Here is a 17,847-nt window from a genome sequence, read left to right on the forward strand (position 1 = left end):
AGGGAACACTTCCCCGCTGGAACATCCGGCGTGCTTCGGCAAACTATCCGCAAATAGGAAACGTATAACCTGACGGCAAAGGGGTCAGGAAGATGCGACTACTGAGGGCGACACTTCAGCATGAGTGTGCCCCAACCCTTCGTCGCGCATTACAGGTACAGGAATATGCACGAAAACACCGAATTCCGTCGAGAGGCAAGTAACATTTCTTGGCGTACGGCTATGCCAGGCACATCCCGATACAGCGTTGTGGCCGCCGGTATCGGCTTCTTTCACATCACTGAAATCACCTCTGGCAAGGTCCGCGGATTCCGCCAGCGCTACCAGGACGCCTGGGAGCTTGCACGCTACCTGGAGCGCTGAAGCTTCACGCCGCCTGGCTCCTGCCCAGTTGCTGTTGCCATGCAGCCTGGCACTCCAGGGCCTCATCACGGCTGGCGAAGGCCGTGCCACGACGTTCGCCGTCAACCAGTACCACCCAGCACGCCCTTTTGCCCAGGGCCTGCAAGGACCGTGGCACACCACTGCCGATCATCACGGCCACATCGACTCGGCTAGTCATCATCCCCTCCGGAATTTAATTAGCAACCTAACGATGTGCGCATGATACGACCTGGGTACCCCACGAATAAAGCGCAAGGCGGTACAGCAGTGTTGCACTCCAGGCAACAAATCGCCTCAATCGAGCCCGGGTTCAGGCCGGTACCCCAGGCGCAGGCCACCCCAGTGTCGTCCCGCGACGAAGATCGGCACCGACAGGTCGTGCATCAGCTCACCGGTGTCTCGCGTGTAGGTTTGCAGCAGCACCCGCTGCTGGTGACTGCCGCAGCGAGCGCCGGTACGATCATCGAACATGCGCTTGCTGCGGTTGTGCGCCGTGTCATGGGCGGCATCGCCGGTCAGCGGCTGGTTGAACGCATTATTGTGGGTCGGCACGTAGCCCTGCTGGGTACAGGCAATGGCGTAGACCATACCGTCGTGCTGCAGCAACGGTTCCTGGAGCTGCGGCAACACCGTGTCGGTGTAGTGGTCGAAGCGCGTACTGAAACGTGGTGGCTGCATGCCGGCAATCGGCCGGTACTGGCGATCGAACAGATCGTCCAGGCCGATGCGCCCCTGTTCGATATCCGTCTCGAAACATTCGCCGATCTGCCGCGCGCCCGCCTGCGCCAGTTCGAATACCCGCTGGTGGTAGGCGTCCAGGCCGACCTCGGCCAGCCGTTCGCTCAGGCTTTCCACCTGGCCCTCCATCTGCACCGCCGCCTTGGCCAGGCGCCGGGTCTGCTGGTCGCTGACCTCCAGGTCGCCGCGCACCTGGGCCACGGCCTGGAACAGGGTGTCGAGCTGGGCCTGGTTGACCTGCGTGCCCCCGGCGATCTCGCTCACCTGCCCCTCGACACTGGCCGCCAGGCTGGCAATCTGCGCCAGTTGCCCGCCAGCCTGCTCGACCTGGCCGACCCCCTTGCCCAGGTCCTCGGCCAGCGTGCGGATCTGCGCCACCACCTGGGCGGTGCGCGCCTGGATGTCCGCAACCATCTGGCCGACCTCCTCGGTGGCACTGGCGGTACGCCCGGCAAGGCCGCGCACCTCGTCGGCCACCACCGCGAAGCCACGGCCATGCTCGCCGGCCCGCGCCGCCTCGATGGCGGCGTTGAGCGCCAGCAGGTTGGTCTGGCTGGCAATGCCCTGGATCACCAGGGTGACCCGGGCGATATCCTCGCTGCGCTGATGCAGGGCCTCGATCAGCTCGCGACTGGCCGAAGCGCGCACACTGAGCTCGCGCATGCACTGGATGGACTCGGCCAGCACCTCGCTGCCGACCACGCTGCTGCCGTGGGCGGAACGAGCGGCTTGCAGCGCCTGCTGGCTGAGCTGGGCAGTCTGCTCCTCGGTGGTGATCATGATCTCGGCACTGCCGACGATCTCCTGGGCAGCCCCCAGTTGCGACTGCACCCGGGCCGCCAGTTGCTGCACCGAATGCGCCACTGCGGCGGCCGACAAAGCATTGTGGCTGGTGCCGCGGGCCAGTTCCTGGAGCAGCGTGCCGTCCTGGGCCGGCGTCGATACCGGCTGCACGGCGGCCACCTTGCGCCCACGCGGCAGCCACAGCACCGCCAGCGCCATCGGCAAGGCCAGGTACAAGGGCAGCCCGGTGAACGCCATGGCCGCCAACACCGCGCACAGCGCGACGCCCTGCAACAGGGCGACGGCGGCCCCCGCACGGGTCGGGGTGGCCTGCGGCGCTGCGCCGGCCGGCAGAGATCCTTCTCGCATCATTGTCGTGGTCCATCCGCATGTCGTTATTGTGACGTCATTAAACGCCACTATAACGCCATTATCCACGCTCACTTGGATGCAGCCGGCCACCCGTTGATACAGGGCAAGAAAACACGAAGGCCCCAGGGATCGCTCCGTGGGGCCTTGCGCAAGGCGTTGGATCAGATCTGCCGCTGGTGGCGGTCGAGCTGCTCGTGACGCTCCTGGGCTTCGATGCAGTACTTGGTGGTCGGGCTGATCAGCAGGCGCTTCAGGCCGATCGGCTCACCGCTGTCGTCGCACCAGCCGAAGCTTTCGTCGGCGATGCGGTCCAGGGCCATCTCCAGCTGCGGCAGCAGGCGCTGGTCGCGGTCGATGGCGTTGACCAGCCAGGTGCGTTCTTCCTCGACCGACGCCACGTCAGCCGGATCCGAGGGGCTGTCCAGGCTTTCGATGGAGGTGCGGCTGAGTTCGATGCGCTCGTGCGTTTCGACTTTCATCGCTTGCAGCAGCTTGGTGAAGAACGCGAGCTGTTCGGCGTTCATGTAGTCATCGGCCGACATGGCCAGCAACTGTTCCTTGGTCATCGATTTCTCTATGAAAAAATGTGCATTGGGCGATTCGGGTGCCGCCGACGAAGCTTCGTCGGCCGCGGAATTCTTCAAGCGCCAACCGGCACTCTTTTACAGGGGGCGGCAGTCTAAGGTGCCGCGCCCGAGTGGGCAACAGAAATGACGGCGGATTTGGCCGAAACAGGTTGGGAATCCGCTGACTGGCACCGTGGAATAGTACGGATTGCGCGCCTGCAAGACGCCATTGGGTAATATGCCGAAATAATAATGGTTCTCTCGGGTAGTAGCCAGCTAGCGCACGAAACAGCAGGAAAACGCGCTTGATAGCGGCCCTCACAACGACCCGAAGCCCCATCATGAACGACAACCTGCACCAACGCCTGGCCAGCTTCAGCAACCTGGACTGCAAGGTCGCCAAACGCTTCAACGACCGCCCCACCCTGCTCGACGCCGCCGACGATATCCTGCGTGATCAATGGCGGCAGCGACAACTGGGCAATGCCCATGACCCGCTAGGCCTGTACCTTGTCAGTGCCCGAGCGCAATCCACCACACCCTGGATCCGACCGCTCTCCCAGGTCCTGGTGGAGCGCTACTGCCAGCGCGCCACCCTCAACCTGACCGTCGGCGAGGACTTTCTCAGCACCCGTCAGGACAGCGATCCGGCCTGGCAGGTGGACCTCGACCTGCATGCCGTCGAGTTGCTGATCGACGAAGCAGGCCCGCTGCTCGTGGATGGCTACCGGCAGGCACTGGTGGCTTACTGGGGCCGCCACGACAGCAGCGGACAGACCCCCTGGAGCTGGTATTCCAGCTACCTCAAGGACCAGTTCCTGCAGGCCAGAACCCAGACCCTGCCCGGCTTCGCACAGGCCATCGTGCGCCTGGTGCATGACTATCCGACACCGGCCCAGCGCAGCGACTGGTCCAATACCAAGGGCCTGCAAGTACTCAACCTGGGCGTGGACCTGAGCGCCGACAACAAGCTCGATGCCGACATGTCCAGCGCCGTGCTGATCGAGCATGACGACGGCGATCCACAACGCGCGCTGACCCTGCTCTTTACCCTGACCGGCAAGCTGCTGCGCTTCAACTCCCGCCAGGTCATGCTTGAAGACATCGACCACGCCCTGGCCAAGGTCGTGCGATCCGGTCAACGCCAGATCGAAATAGCGGCCTCCACCGACCCGGTGTTCCAGGTCCAGGCCCTGGGCCTGCTCGAGCAGCAGTTGCGATTGGTGGAACACCTCGCCGGACGCTACCACGGCGAGTTCGATGCCATGGCCATGAACCGTGACCTGGATCGCCTGACCTCGCTGATCGACCTGTGCGACGAGGTCGAGACTGCCCAGCGCAAGACACTCAGTGAACAGCTACCCGACTGGTTGCGCAATGCCGACAGCCGTTCACTGATGCACTACAGCGAACTGCTGATCGATGTCGCCCAGCAATATCGAGACACCCAGGGGCAGTTCTGGCTCGACGGCATCGACGATGCCGAAGCATTCGCCAATCGCCGCCTCGCCGCCCGCATGGCCAGCGATCATCCCGCCGACGCGCCCGCGCCCGAAACCATTCGCCTCACCAACTACCAGACCATCGCCGCCGCCGCTGCGGGCCAGGACATGATCATCACCTCGGGCGAGGTCACGCCGGTGGTGCTGACCCTCGCCCAACTGGCCATCGGCAACCTCGGGCTGCTCAGGCCCGGACGCGTGGTGCTGAGCAGCACGAGCGGGGATGCCCTGCCGCAATGGCTGGACGAACCCTACCTGCGTCGCCTGGTCAGCGAACTGGACATCGCCAGCGCCTACCCGGCCATGCTGCGCGGCAAACTGCTGGATGATCCGCCCCGCCGGCAGCAGCGCCAGCACCTGCTGTACCAGCAACTGCGGGCCCAGCTCCCGGCCCTGGCCATGGAGCTTTACCTGCGCGGCAGCCTGCAGGACCCGACGATTCCAGGACATGTCGCCCAGGTGTTCGCCTCCGGCCCCGATGGGCTGCTACCACGCTGGATCCTGCGGCCATTGGGGTTCATCAAGACACCCGGTTCGGCGCCGGACCATCCCCTCAACACCTGGTTGATCGAGCCTGACGATCCGGGCAGCGCAGGCTGCCTGTTGTACCGCCCGCTGCATCAGGAGCCACTGGTGCACTTCGCCGATCGCATGGCGCTGTTCGTCGCGATCAGCGCAACGGGGCCGCTGCAGGACGACCTGCTGCAACGCCTGCCGGCCGAGGACCGTCGCTTCTATGCCCACGGCGGCTTCCTCGAACCGCATCTGTTCGTGCCGCTGGACGACACCAGCGCCGTGCCATTCAGCACGCCTGCGCCTGTCAGCCTGTCCATCGAGGATGCTGTCGCCCATGTCGACCAGGCCCTGTACGACGGCTGTGTGACCGAGTCGATCCAGCGCTTCGAGGCCCAGGCCAGCACCAGCGCGCAGACCCGCTGGAACAGCTGGAAAGAACTGGGCTGGCTGCTGTTCAACACCTTGCTGCCGCTGGCCGGCGGCACCCTGGGCAAAGTAGCCTGGCTGGTCCAGATGGAAGTGGCCCTGGCCGAGTTCGTCGAATCCGATGCCGAACGCAACCCCACCGGGCACGAACTGGCCCTGGTCAACCTGTTGCTGAACATCGCCCTGCTGCTGTTCTCCCACTCGCTCATACGGCTGCAACTGGAGCAGGGCATGACACCTCGGTCGCCCGTCGGGCTGACACCACCCCACGCCTCCGAAACCGGCCCCCTTCTGCCTGTCGCGGCAGCAGTGCCCTTCACCCAGCTGGATTTCACCTGGGCCCGCCCTGATCGGCGACTCAACGACACCCAACGCGACGCGCTCGAGGCGTTGCAGGCAACGGTCAAGGCCAGCGCGCTGGGAGCGCCGATACCCAACGGCAGGCTGCGTGGGCTCTATCTGCAGGACACCCGCTTCTTCACCCTGCAGGACGGCAATGTCTACGAGGTGGAACTGGTGGTGCCGCAGCGGCTGCGCATCATCGGCCCGGACCTCACCCAGGGCCCATGGCTGCACCGCGACGAGATCGGCCGCTGGCAACTGGACCTGCGCCTGGGGCTCAAGGGCGGCATGCCGTTGTCCGAGCAGATCCGCCGGATGCGCCTGGACAAGGAGACGGCCATGCAGGCGGCCAATGAGGCGATCATGGCGGACAAGGCACTGATGACGGACAGGATCCGGGAGTTGAGCACCATCGACAAGCTGGCCGCCACTGCCCTCGATGATGCGACCCTGGAGCGTTGCCAGGGCAAGGTGCAGGCCTTGTCGGCATTCTGGACCACCCATATAGAACACCTCAGGACCCGCAACGCCATGCAACCGGTGAAAGACTTTCGCAAGGTACATGCATTCGCGCTGTACCAGGACTGCTCCTGCCAGCAGCTCCTGCGTACCCTGCTGCAAAAACGCTACCAGCCCATCCGCGAGCAACTGGCGCAGATCGCCCGGCAACAGGACCAGGACGGCGAGGAGCTCAGCCGCGCCGACATCCGCATCGCGACCCAGCGCCTGGACACCATGCAACCGCTGCTCGAGCAGATGATCCACAACAACACCCTGCTACGCCAACGCCAGGAAGAACTGACCCGGCTGGCCGGCCAGCGACACCCCGATATCGTCCACTGGCGCGATCTGATGGCCGTCCCCTCCGCCACCGCGAACAAGGACCTGTTCCTGCGCTTCCTGCACCTCGAAAGCCTGCTCAACCGCCTGACCCTGGTCCATGGTCTGAGCAACGATACCGCCTACTGGCGCGACCGCTTCTGGCGCAGCTTCCAGCTCGGCATCATCCAGCGCAGCGAACTGTACAAGCTGGCCGATGCCGATCAGGAAGTGTCGGTGCGCTTGCTGCGCAGCATCCAGGGGCATTTCCAGGCCGCCGCGCGCCAGTTGGGCAACCTCGCGGAGCGCGTGCCCGGCGAGGCCGCGCAACAGACCCTGCAACGCCTGCGCGACGAGCTGGAGCACATCCAGGGCCTGATTGCCCAGGACCTGGGCAATTTGCCCGACTACCCACCGGTCAGCTCCCTCAAGCAGTTGCGCAGCAAGGTTCCCGGCCTGATCGAAACCACCGAACATGGCCTGCTGCTGGCCGAGCCCCGCACGAACGACGCCAGCACCGTGGACATTCCGGGCCCCGACAGCAAGACCCCGGGCCAGACCTACCATCTCAAGCACGGTGAATGGGTCGAGGTCGCACCGGCGATTGTGGTCAACCGTGCGTCAGGCCTGAGCCTCAAGCGCCTGCTCAAGGGCAGCGACGGGCTTATCGCCGAAACCGCGCAGGAAGTGGCCCGCCTGCAACGGGCCTCGGACAGCTACCTGCCAGTGGAGATCGAGGAGTCCGTGCTGCACCAGCGTGACCGCCTGCTGGAACGGGTCGAGGACATCGAGGCGCGTCTGACAGCGGACAATGAAACCGACGAGGCGAGCCAGGGCAAGGATGCCGAAAGGGTGGCCAGGCACCTGCGCGATCTGGCCGCAGAGATGGCTCGCCAGGCGACCCGGATGCGTATGGACGCCGCCGTGGCGCGTCAACCGAGGATGGGCGAGGTGCAGTTCCTGTTGGAGCAAGGCGAAGTGCGGATCGCCCTGGTCGGTGGCCGCACCCGCCTGGCCAAGGTCAAGGGCCGCCCCGTCGACTACCTGGACGAATACAGCATCAGCCGGGGTGGCCAGGCGCTGTGGTACGCCCACTTCCACTACCCGGCAGCGGACACGGCCAAGGCCGACTTCACCGCCGGCCACCTGAAGACTGCTGCCCAGCGCCATGCCGCCGGCGGGCGCCATACCGACGCCAGCGGCAAGGAGGTTGAGGTCTACCGGGCACCCATCACCAGCGCCGCAGCCGAGCGCTACTTCTTCAACCTGTAGTGACATGGGGCGCCGTACAAACGGCGCCCGCGTGACATCAACGGTCCTTGAACTGCGCCTCGCGCTTGGCGATGAACGCGGCCATGCCTTCCTTCTGGTCTTCGGTAGCGAATGCAGCGTGGAATACCCGGCGCTCGAAGCGCACGCCCTCGCTCAGGGTGACTTCGAAGGCGCGGTTGACGCTTTCCTTGACCATCATGCTCACCGGGATCGACTTGCTGGCGATGGTCGCGGCCACTTTAAGCGCCTCTTCCACCAGCTCCGCCTGCGGCACGATACGCGCCACCAGGCCGGCGCGCTCGGCTTCCTCGGCGCCCATCAGGCGGCCGGTCAGGCACAGTTCCATGGCCTTGGCCTTGCCCACGGCGCGGGTCAGGCGCTGGGTGCCACCCATGCCCGGCAGCACGCCGAGATTGATTTCCGGCTGGCCGAACTTGGCGTTGTCGGCGGCCAGGATGAAATCGCACATCATCGCCAGCTCGCAGCCACCGCCCAGGGCGAAGCCCGACACCGCGGCGATGATCGGTTTGCGCCGGTTGGCGATGCGATCGGAATCGCTGAACAGGTCCTCGACGTAGATCTGCGGGTATTGCAGCTCGGCCATTTCCTTGATGTCGGCGCCGGCGGCAAAGGCCTTGGCGGAACCAGTCAGTACCACGCAGCCGATGTTCGGGTCACGCTCCAGCTGGTCCAGGGCCTGGTTGATCTCGCCGACGATCTGCGCGTTCAGCGCGTTGAGCGCCTGCGGGCGGTTGAGGGTGATCAGGCCGACCTTGCCGTGGATGTCCAACAGGATGGTTTCGAATGCCATGCAGTCTGCTCCTTCAAAGATTGCGCGCAATGACCATGCGCTGAATGTCGCTGGTGCCTTCGTAGATCTGGCAGACCCGCACGTCGCGGTAGATCCGCTCCAGCGGGAAGTCGCTCAGATAGCCATAACCGCCGAGGGTCTGCAAGGCGTCCGAACAGACCTTTTCGGCCATTTCCGAGGCGAAAAGCTTGGCCATCGACGCTTCCACCAGTGCCGGACGCCCGGCATCGCGCAGGGCGGCGGCGTGCAGCACCATCTGCCGGGCCACGGCAATCTTCGTTGCCATGTCGGCCAGGCGGAAGGCCACGGCCTGGTGCTCGATCAGTGGCTTGCCGAAGGTCTGCCGCTCGTTGGCGTAGTCGCGTGCTGCCTCAAAGGCGGCGCGGGCCATGCCCACCGACTGCGAGGCGATGCCGATGCGGCCGCCTTCAAGGTTGGCCAAGGCGATCTTGTAGCCCTGCCCTTCCTCACCCAGGCGATTGGCTACCGGCACCCGCACATTGTCGAAGACGATCTGGCAGGTGTCGGAGGCGTGCTGACCGAGCTTGTCCTCGACCCGTGCCACCTGGTAACCCGGTGAGTCGGTGGGCACGATGAAGGCGGTGATGCCGCGCTTGCCGGCGTCCGGGTCGGTCACGGCGAAGACAATCACCACCCCGGCGTTCTGCCCGGAGGTGATGAACTGCTTGCTGCCGTTGAGCACGTAGTGGTCGCCGTCCAGGCGGGCGCGGGTCTTCAGGCTGCTGGCGTCGGAGCCGGCCTGGGGCTCGGTCAGGGCGAAGGCGCCGAGCATCGAGCCGCTGGCCAATGGCGCGAGGAACTGCTGTTTCTGCGCCTCGCTGCCGAACTTGAGGATCGGCACGCAGCCCACCGAATTGTGCACGCTCATGATGGTCGAGCAGGCGCCGTCACCGGCGGCGATCTCTTCCAGGGCCATGGCATAGGCCACGTAGCCAGTGTCGCTGCCGCCGTATTGCTCCGGTACCAGCATGCCGAACAGGCCCAGGCCGGCCATCTCCTCGATGGCCTCCCTGGGGAAACGGTGTTCCTTGTCCCATTGCTCGGCAAACGGCTTCAGGCGCTCCTGGGCGAAGTCGCGCACGGCGTCGGCGATCTGTTGTTGCTCTTCAGTTACCAGCATGATTCACCTCAGTACAGGCACTCGACCGCCATGGCCGTCGCTTCGCCACCGCCGATGCAGATGGCCGCCACGCCACGGCGCAGGTTGTTCTGGCGCAGGGCCGACAGCAGGGTCACCAGAATGCGCGCGCCCGAGGCGCCGATCGGGTGGCCCAGGGCGCAGGCGCCGCCGTGGATATTGACTTTGTCGTGGGGCAGGTCGAGGTGTTTCATGGCCGCCAGGGTGACCACGGCGAAGGCCTCGTTGATCTCGAACAGGTCCACCTCGGCCAGGTTCCAGCCGGTACGCTTGAGCAGCTTGTCGATGGCACCGATGGGCGCGGTGGGGAACAGTGCCGGGGTGTCGGCGAAGGCCGCGTGGCCATGGATCACCGCCAGCGGCTTGAGGCCGCGTTTCTCGGCCTCGGAGCGACGCATCAGCACCAGCGCGGCGGCGCCGTCGGAAATCGAGCTGGAGTTGGCCGCGGTGACGGTGCCGCCCTCGCGGAAAGCCGGCTTGAGCTGCGGGATCTTGTCCAGACGCGCCTTGGGCGGCTGCTCGTCGTCCTTGATGATGCGCTTTTCCTTGCCCTCGGTGACTTCCACCGGAACGATCTCGGCGGCGAAGCGGCCGCTCTTGATCGCGTCCTGGGCGCGGGTCAGCGAAGCGATGGCAAAGGCGTCCTGGGCCTCGCGGCTGAAGTCGCCCTTCTGCGCGCAGTCCTCGGCGAAGGTGCCCATCAGACGGCCCTTGTCGTAAGCGTCTTCCAGGCCGTCCATGAACATGTGGTCGATGATCTTGCCGTGCCCCATGCGGTAGCCGCCACGGGCCTTGTCCAGCAGGTAGGGGGCGTTGGTCATGCTTTCCATGCCACCGGCGACGATCACGTCGGCGCTGCCGGCCAGGAGCTGGTCATGTGCCATGATGGCGGCCTGCATGCCCGAGCCGCACATCTTGTTCAGGGTGGTACAGGTGGTGTGCTTGTCCAGGCCGGCACCCAGCGCCGCCTGGCGTGCCGGTGCCTGGCCCTGCCCGGCCGGCAGCACGCAACCAAACAGCACCTGCTCGACACTGGCGGCATCGATACCGGCGCGCTCGACGGCGGCACGAATCGCCGCGCTGCCCAGCTGCGCCGCGGTCAGGCTCTTGAGGTCACCCTGCAGGCCGCCCATGGGCGTGCGCACGGCGCTGACGATGACAATCGGATCATTGGCGAGGGTCATGTTCGGTTCTCCTTACTTGGCAGCCATGCGCAGCGCGCCGTCGAGGCGGATCACCTCGCCGTTGAGCATGCTGTTCTCGATGATATGACGGGCCAGTGCTGCGTATTCCTGCGGGCGGCCCAGGCGTGGCGGGAACGGCACGCCGGCGGACAGCGAGGCACGGACTTCGTCGGTCATGCCGGCCATCATCGGGGTTTCGAAAATGCCGGGAGCGATGGTCATCACGCGGATGCCGAAGCGCGCCAGCTCACGGGCCGCCGGCAGGGTGAGGCTGGCGATGGCGCCCTTGGAGGCGGCATAGGCGGCCTGGCCGATCTGGCCGTCATAGGCGGCGATGGAGGCGGTATTGATGATCACGCCCCGCTCGCCACCCTCGTCCGCCGGTCCTTCGGCCATGGCCGCGGCGGCCAGGCGCAACAGGTTGAAACTGCCGATCAGGTTGACGTTGATGACCTTGGCGAAGCTGCCCAGGGCGTGCGGGCCGTTCTTGCCCAGGACCTTCTCGGCACCGACGATGCCGGCGCAGTTGACCAGCCCGTGCAGGCTGCCGAAGGCGCCGACCGCGGCATCGACCGCTGCCTTGGCGGCCTCCTCGTCGCTGATATCGGCCACCGCGAAGCGGGCATTGGCGCCCAGTTCGGCGGCCTTGGCTTCGACTGCCGCGGCGTTCAGATCGACCAGCATGACCTTGGCGCCGGCCTCGATGAGCATTTGCGCGGTGGCGGCGCCCAGGCCCGAGGCCGCGCCGCTGACGATGAAATTCTTTTGAGTGATGTGCATGTCGGTCTTCCTTCAGGCGCCCGCAGCGATCGGCTGCGCGGCTTGTTGTCGGGCGATTTCCTGGTTGCGCAGGATGAAGCGTTGCAGCTTGCCGCTCGGGGTCTTGGGCAGCTCGCCGACGAATTCGATTTCACGCGGGTAGGCGTGGGCGTAGAGGCGCTGGCGTACATGCTGGCGCAGGGTTTCCTCAAGTTCGGCGCTGCCCTGGTAACCCTGGGCCAGCACCACGAAGGCCTTGATCAGTTCGGTGCGTTCCGGGTCGGGCTTGCCGATCACCGCCGCCTCGACCACTGCCGGGTGCTCGATCAGGGCGCTTTCCACATCGAATGGGCCGACCCGGTAGCCGGAGGTGGTGATCACATCGTCGCTGCGACCGACGAAGCTGATGCTGCCATCCTGGTTGAGCTCGACGGTGTCGCCGGACAGGTAGTACTTACCGCAAAAGGCCTTGGTCGGCAGCCCGTGGTAGCCGGCGAACCAGCACAGCGGCGACTGCTCGCGATCCACCGCGAGGATGCCAGGCTGGCCGACAGGCAGTTCGTTGCCCTGCTCGTCCACCACCACGATGCGGTGGCCGGGAATGGCGAAGCCGGCCGAACCCAGGTGCACCGGGTGCGCCAGCGCATGGTGGTTGCACAGCACCATGCCCAGCTCGGTCTGGCCATAGTGGTCGTGGATGGTCACCCCGAGCTCGTCGGCGAACCAGCGGATCACTTCCGGGTTGAGCGGTTCGCCGGCACTGCTGACCACCCGCAGGCGCCCTTTGATCGGCGCCGAGAATGCGCTGCCCGCCGCGATCAGCAACCTGTAGGCCGTGGGCGAGCCTGCCAGGTTGGTGATGCCCAGCTTGTCGATGACCCGCGCGCAGCTTTCAACGCTGAACGGGCCGTCGTAGAAAGTGGTGGCGTGGCCCAGCGACAGCGGTCCGGTAACCGCGTAGTACAAGCCGTAGGCCCAGCCGGGGTCGGCCAGGTTCCAGAAGTTGTCTTCCGGGCGCAGGCCGATGGCGTCACGCATGTAGCCCTGGAACGCGACGATGGCGCGCAGCGGCACTTCCAGCGGCTTGGCCGGGCCGGTGGTGCCCGAGGTGAACATCAACAGGAAAGGATCGTCGCCGGTACGCATCACCGGCGCGCAATCGCCGGCGGCGGCCTCGAGACTGCGATGGAAGTCCAGTTCGCCCTCGACGGCGGCGACCGTGACGATGGTCGGGCAGTCCGCCACCTCATCGAGCTTGGGCCGGTTGTTGCGATCGGTGATCACCACCTTGGCGTGGGACTGCTCGAGGCGGTGCTCGATGGCCTTCGGGCCGAATGCGGTAAACAGGGGTTGGTAGACCGCGCCCAGGCGCCAGGTGGCAAGGATGGTCATCAGCAATTCGGGGGTACGCGGCATGAGCCCGGCGACCCGGTCGCCGGCCTCGACGCCCTGGGCCTTGAGCACGTTGGCAAAGCGCGCGGCCAGGGCCTGCAGTTGATCGAAGGTGTAGCGCCCGCTGTTGCCATCCCGGTCTTCCCAGACCAGGGCGGGTTTGTTGCTGCCGGTGTGGCGGTCGCAGCACTCGACACAGGCGTTGAGGGCCTCGAGGTTGCCATGCAGCGCCGCGGCGGCGGCCCGGGCATGGTCGAACGAACGGGCGGCCTCGGCGTAATCGCGCATCGTCAGACTCCTGGTTTCTTATTGTTGGAGTGCACCATCGGTCTGACGATGTTCGCGCCGAGAGGCGCAGCCGGCAATGGCCAAAGCTGTCAATCCGGCTGAGCGGATTCGCCATCCTCCGGGCCGAGCTTAACGCCCACGGCCTCAAGGTCCAGCACTTCCTGGGTCAGCGTGACCATCATCGCGCGCTCACTGGCCTCGCGCTCCGCCGCCACGGCATTGCAGGCCTTCAGGTACGCATCGCTGCTCAAGGCCTGCTCATCCAACGCGGCAAGCTTTTCAGCGAACTCTTCGTCATGCTGGGCAAAGAGCTCGCCATGCCGCACTTTCAGGTAATCACGCCAGAATTCACGATTGGCCAGGCTCTGCACCAGGTGCCCATCTGTCTCGTCCGCCAGCACCGCATCGACCGCCCGCTCTTTCAACGCAGGAGTGATGTCCGCCAACGCACCATACAGCATCGACCTGGGCTGCCCGATCAGACCCAGCGTATCGGCCAACTCAACCCGCAAGCCAAGCACGACCTCCAGCTCGTCGACCTCCTGCCCCGCTGCCTCCCGCAACATCACCTCCTGCCTGGCGAACTCATCGAGACGGTCCAGGCGAAACAGGGCCCGCCCCAACTTCAACAGTTCGTCACCATTGCTGCCCACCTTGCCCTCCACTTCGGCATGGTGAACCAGTGCCCGCATCCACAACCTGCTGAAGCGTTCCGCGACACTGTCATGGCAGGTGAGCTGGATACCGGCATGGGTGAAGAGGTCGTCGCGCAATACGCTGTCGGAGTCGACATCCTCGATCAACTGCCAGACCTGCTCGCCCAGGTATTCGGGGGCCTGGAGGAAATCCTGGGTCCTGGTGAGGGTGGCCAACAGCAGGAACAATTGTGCGCTGCCTTCGAGTTGTTGCACGCGCTGCCACATGGCACGTCGTTCAGCACGCCCCTGCGGCTCACCCGTCTCGAGCCAGCGTTGCAAGGGGTCGATAACCTCCGGCAACTGCGCGTCGACCGGTTCGTCAGCGTCCCCGGCCATGAATGCGGTCAACGTTGGCAGTGGCACCGGGTTGCCGTCCAGGTTCACGCGACGCCTGAAGGTCCGCGAAGTTGCCATCAGGCCATTGGGAACCGTGGAAATCAGGTTGAAGCGCAGATCGGCCAGGATCAGTTGAGTGCATCGCTCGATACCTGTCGGCACACTTCTCAGGGAGCATCGGTTCGCCCTGAGGAATTGCAGCTCGGTAAGACGGGAGAAGTCCAGCTCCAGCGAACGCAGCGGATTGAAGTCGAGCACCAGGGTCTCCAGGCCTTCAAGGCTGGACAAGGTGGCGACGCCCGAGGCATTCATCTGGATGCGATTCGACCTCATCTCCAGCCGCCTGAGCCTGGGCAACTGGGCAATCTGCTCAGGCACCGTAGTCAGCAGGTTATTGTTCAGGCTCAAGGTTTCCAGGGAATCGAAGCAGCCCAGGAACATCGGCGACATGCTCATCAGGTCCATGCCGGACATGCGCAACTCGTAGATGTGCCCCATGTCGATTTCCGCGGGCAGGTCTGGTAACGAGCCGATGCGCCAGCCCTCGATGCTCAGGATACGCCCGACACGGTCCTGGCTGTAGCTGCGAATGGTTTCACCCTCATGACGCCAGGCGCTGCGCAGGCGATTGGAGAACTGCCGGCGCCGATTGCGCAGTGCACGGCTGCGCGGCTCACGTTCCCAGACGCTTAGCGTATCTTCCAGGTAGGTGAAGTTGGTTTCCTGGGACAACAGCTCCTCGATGGCATCCCCCGTGCGCAACTGCCACTCCTGGATCATCCTTTCCACTTCGACAATGCTCAGCGAGGGGTAAAGCGCCCTGACACGCAGCCTCAGGGTGTCCATGGTCCCCGAGCGCCTGGAGAGCGAACCGCCAAGGGTGTAGCCGACTCGCCCATCGGGCAAGCGCTTGCCAGGGTTGAACCTGGGGGCCACTGCCCGCCAGCCTAACCGATTGATGATTGCGTCTCGTGATTTTGGCAGTTCGCCGATGATCGCTTGGCGCAGTTGCTCGGCTGGTGACTGCCCAGTGAGCTTGAGGGCCTGCTTTCCCTCCTGTCCGAGCAAGCCCACCAGGGCCTGGAACAACCCGCCCGGCGCGTCGATGTCCTGCTCCAGCGCCAGCCCCTGGTGGTCATAAAGGTGGAACTGGCCCGACCGCCAGACCAGCACAGTGCGTTTCTCGCGCAGACCTTGAGGGTCCAGCACACTGATCAGTCGGCCAAACGCCGAACCCTCGCGCAGCTCCAGGTTCAGCGACGCAGGCCAGTTGGCGAGTCTGGGCAGCAAGGCCAGCACCAGCTCGCCAGTCCCATCGGTGTAGCTGGTATCCAGCAGAAGACCTTCCAGTGCCCGTGTCAGTCGTGCTTGCCCGAGCAGCGAGCGAACCTGTTTGAGGATCGCCATCGGCAACCGAGACTCGCTGATGGCCACCCGTCGCAGCATCGCGTCGGCGCTCTGCACCGCTTCGGTGGCGTAGGCCAGGGGCAAGCCGGGAAACTCGCTTTGCAACTGCTGCAGCAGCGCGTCCGCTGCAGGTTCATCGTCCGGCAATGCCTCCAGCGGATCCTCGGCGAGCAAAAGGTCTTCCGCCAGGTGGTTGTGCAGCGCCTCACGCAGCTCATACCGTCGCGTCAGCAACTGCCTGCCGATGGCTTGGTCATCCAGCGTATGCATGTCCGCACAGGCTCTGCACCATGCCAGCACCTGGGTGTCCTCGAGGAGCGCACCGGGCTTTTCCAGTGCGCTGAACAGCGCCGAAACCCGACTCGCCGCCATATAGCGCCTCAAGGTATCCCGCAGGGCGATCGGCGCCTGGCGGTTCTCCACCAGCACCCCACGCAATGCCTCCTTGTCGACGCCGGCAGCTTGCAGTATTCGTCCGGCCGTTTCGGCGCAAAGCGGCGGGTCCAGCGGCCACAGACGGTTGAGCATCCGCGTGCTGTCGTCCCACTCCAGAGGTCGCTCCAGGCGAATGCGCCAGCAACGCTCGCCATTGAAATCGACCGGCGGCCCGTAAGCGTCGGCGCGCTCGGCATGGCGCAAACTCCAGGGTTTGCCTGGCGCCTCCCGTTGCAGTTCGTAGTACTTGTCGTCGACACGCAACCAGCGCCGGGAGCCCTCGCCGTACAAGCCGTTGTCCAACAGCCGCGCCGCCCCCGGGTCAGATTCGTACACCTGCAGGTCCGCCTGCCACAGGCGCGAGCCCTGGCTTGTCCTGACCGGATCGAGCAGGTCAACGAACGAACTGCGCTTGAGCACGCTTGCCACCGCCGTGGCACCTGCAGCGGTGGCCGCTGTGATCGCCACGGTCTCGGCGACGCTGAACAGATGCTCCAGCGCTTCATGCTGGTGCCCCTCGCTCCAGTCGACAGCGCCTTCATACACATGCGCGAGGGTATCCATTACCAGGGTCGCGAACAGTGCCACACCGACGATAGGAATACCCAGCCCCGCCAGTCCGAGCACGGTGAAACCGATCCCTGACCAGGTGGCCAGGCGCTCGTTGGCGGCCTGCTGATCGGCGTCCGCGTTCGAGACCAGCAGCAGCTTGCCGTCATCCCTGAACCGCTCTACCTGGGTAGTGGCCAGTGTGGTGAAGATGTCCTGCCCGGAAGCGGCACCTTTCATTTGCAGATCTGGCACCTCATCACTCAGGCGCACGTCCAGCAACTGACTGAAGGCAGCGCGGTCACGCAGCCGAATCCGTTCGCGAAAGTCCCGACGGATATCCGCGTTTTCCAGCTCACTTGCCAGCGCCTGCTCCATGCACTGGGCTGAATCGAAACGGCGCAGGGAGTTCTGCCCATCATCGGGCACGTAGAGGATCACGCCCTTGTCCGTACCCTGCGCGTCACGCAACTGGATCTTCAAGGCGTTCTCGACGGTGAACCCCAGCATGCGCAGTTCACCCGCGCCGGCGAAGCACTGTTGACCTGGCTGATCTGCCTTGCCGCTCGAAAGCTGGTCAAGGGCCATGTACTCCTCGACGCTGATCTGCGCACGACACAGGGCAAGCTCGCACATCAGGACAAATGCGGCTCGTTTATGCTCAGCAAGCAAAGTTCGATTGGCCGGGCTGAACACCTGAGCGATCAATACCTGGTACTGCTTGCCCAGATCCAGCTTGCGGCAGGCATCGGCAACACCCTCTGGACTGGACATGACAGCCGAAGCGCCGCTGTTCACCAATCCTGTGGCAACAAAGAACGAGGCGGATGTAGGGAAGTTCTGCATCAGCCGCAGCCGTGCCGGAGAACGCAACTCGCGTGGCTCGACACTAGGCGTGGACAGGATCGGCGTCACCCCGTACCAGGCGTCGACCCACTCCAGCGCATCCAGCGCGGGCCCGTCGGGCAACAGGGTCTTGAGCATCGGTTGGAAATGCTGCTCGGCGAACTGTTGCGCCGATACCAAAGCAGTTGTAGCCCGCGCCAGTTGCTTACGACTCTTTTCATGGACCTGGAACGCCTTGTGCAGTGCTCTCAGGCGCTCCACGG

11 protein-coding genes are annotated in these 17,847 nt (G+C 65.0%); 2 read left to right on the plus strand and 9 right to left on the minus strand.

Translation table 11 applies throughout. The features are described from left to right. Positions 1-165: 165 nt before the first annotated feature. Positions 166-363, plus strand: coding sequence for a hypothetical protein (locus LU671_RS17095; RefSeq protein ID WP_232856329.1), 198 nt, complete (start codon positions 166-168; stop codon positions 361-363). A 4-nt stretch (positions 364-367) separates the two neighbouring features. Here LU671_RS17095 and LU671_RS17100 read toward each other — a convergent pair whose 3' ends face one another. From LU671_RS17100 to LU671_RS17110, 3 genes are all read right to left on the minus strand, one after another. After that, positions 368-562, minus strand: coding sequence for a hypothetical protein (locus tag LU671_RS17100; protein ID WP_203651925.1), 195 nt, complete (start codon positions 560-562; stop codon positions 368-370). 116 nt (positions 563-678) lie between these two features. After that, positions 679-2,277, minus strand: coding sequence for a methyl-accepting chemotaxis protein (locus LU671_RS17105; RefSeq protein WP_203651924.1), 1,599 nt, complete (start codon positions 2,275-2,277; stop codon positions 679-681). A gap of 161 nt (positions 2,278-2,438) precedes the next feature. After that, positions 2,439-2,843 carry a TraR/DksA family transcriptional regulator gene (locus LU671_RS17110; protein WP_050704989.1) on the minus strand — a complete coding sequence of 135 codons (405 nt, stop codon included), beginning with the start codon at positions 2,841-2,843 and terminating at the stop codon, positions 2,439-2,441. Positions 2,844-3,184: 341 nt separating this feature from the next. On the opposite strand from LU671_RS17110, the gene LU671_RS17115 reads away from it, so the two are divergent. Beyond that, a complete protein-coding gene (locus tag LU671_RS17115) occupies positions 3,185-7,720 on the plus strand; it encodes a hypothetical protein (RefSeq protein WP_232856330.1) in 4,536 nt (1,511 codons plus the stop codon). Positions 7,721-7,757: 37 nt separating this feature from the next. Here the strand turns inward: LU671_RS17115 and LU671_RS17120 are convergent, their stop codons facing one another. From LU671_RS17120 to LU671_RS17145, 6 genes are all read right to left on the minus strand, one after another. Continuing rightward, on the minus strand, positions 7,758-8,531 hold the full coding sequence (locus tag LU671_RS17120; protein WP_198743228.1) for an enoyl-CoA hydratase: 774 nt from the start codon (positions 8,529-8,531) through the stop codon (positions 7,758-7,760). Between the two features lie 13 nt (positions 8,532-8,544). After that, positions 8,545-9,672 carry an acyl-CoA dehydrogenase gene (locus tag LU671_RS17125; protein ID WP_203651921.1) on the minus strand — a complete coding sequence of 376 codons (1,128 nt, stop codon included), beginning with the start codon at positions 9,670-9,672 and terminating at the stop codon, positions 8,545-8,547. Between the two features lie 8 nt (positions 9,673-9,680). Then, the gene (locus tag LU671_RS17130) at positions 9,681-10,874 is read right to left on the minus strand and encodes an acetyl-CoA C-acyltransferase (protein ID WP_232856331.1); all 1,194 of its coding nucleotides are present in this window, start codon (positions 10,872-10,874) and stop codon (positions 9,681-9,683) included. 12 nt (positions 10,875-10,886) lie between these two features. After that, complete coding sequence (locus tag LU671_RS17135) at positions 10,887-11,654, minus strand: SDR family NAD(P)-dependent oxidoreductase (protein WP_232856332.1); 768 nt, start codon at positions 11,652-11,654, stop codon at positions 10,887-10,889. 12 nt (positions 11,655-11,666) lie between these two features. Continuing rightward, positions 11,667-13,313 (minus strand): AMP-binding protein, encoded by a 1,647-nt coding sequence (locus LU671_RS17140; protein WP_232856333.1) that lies wholly within the window; start codon positions 13,311-13,313, stop codon positions 11,667-11,669. Positions 13,314-13,402: 89 nt separating this feature from the next. Beyond that, the gene (locus tag LU671_RS17145; RefSeq protein ID WP_232856334.1) at positions 13,403-17,845 is read right to left on the minus strand and encodes an NEL-type E3 ubiquitin ligase domain-containing protein; all 4,443 of its coding nucleotides are present in this window, start codon (positions 17,843-17,845) and stop codon (positions 13,403-13,405) included. Positions 17,846-17,847 lie beyond the last annotated feature (2 nt).

The organism is Pseudomonas sp. NMI760_13, from assembly GCF_021283245.1.
GTDB classification, from domain to species: domain Bacteria; phylum Pseudomonadota; class Gammaproteobacteria; order Pseudomonadales; family Pseudomonadaceae; genus Aquipseudomonas; species Aquipseudomonas peradeniyensis.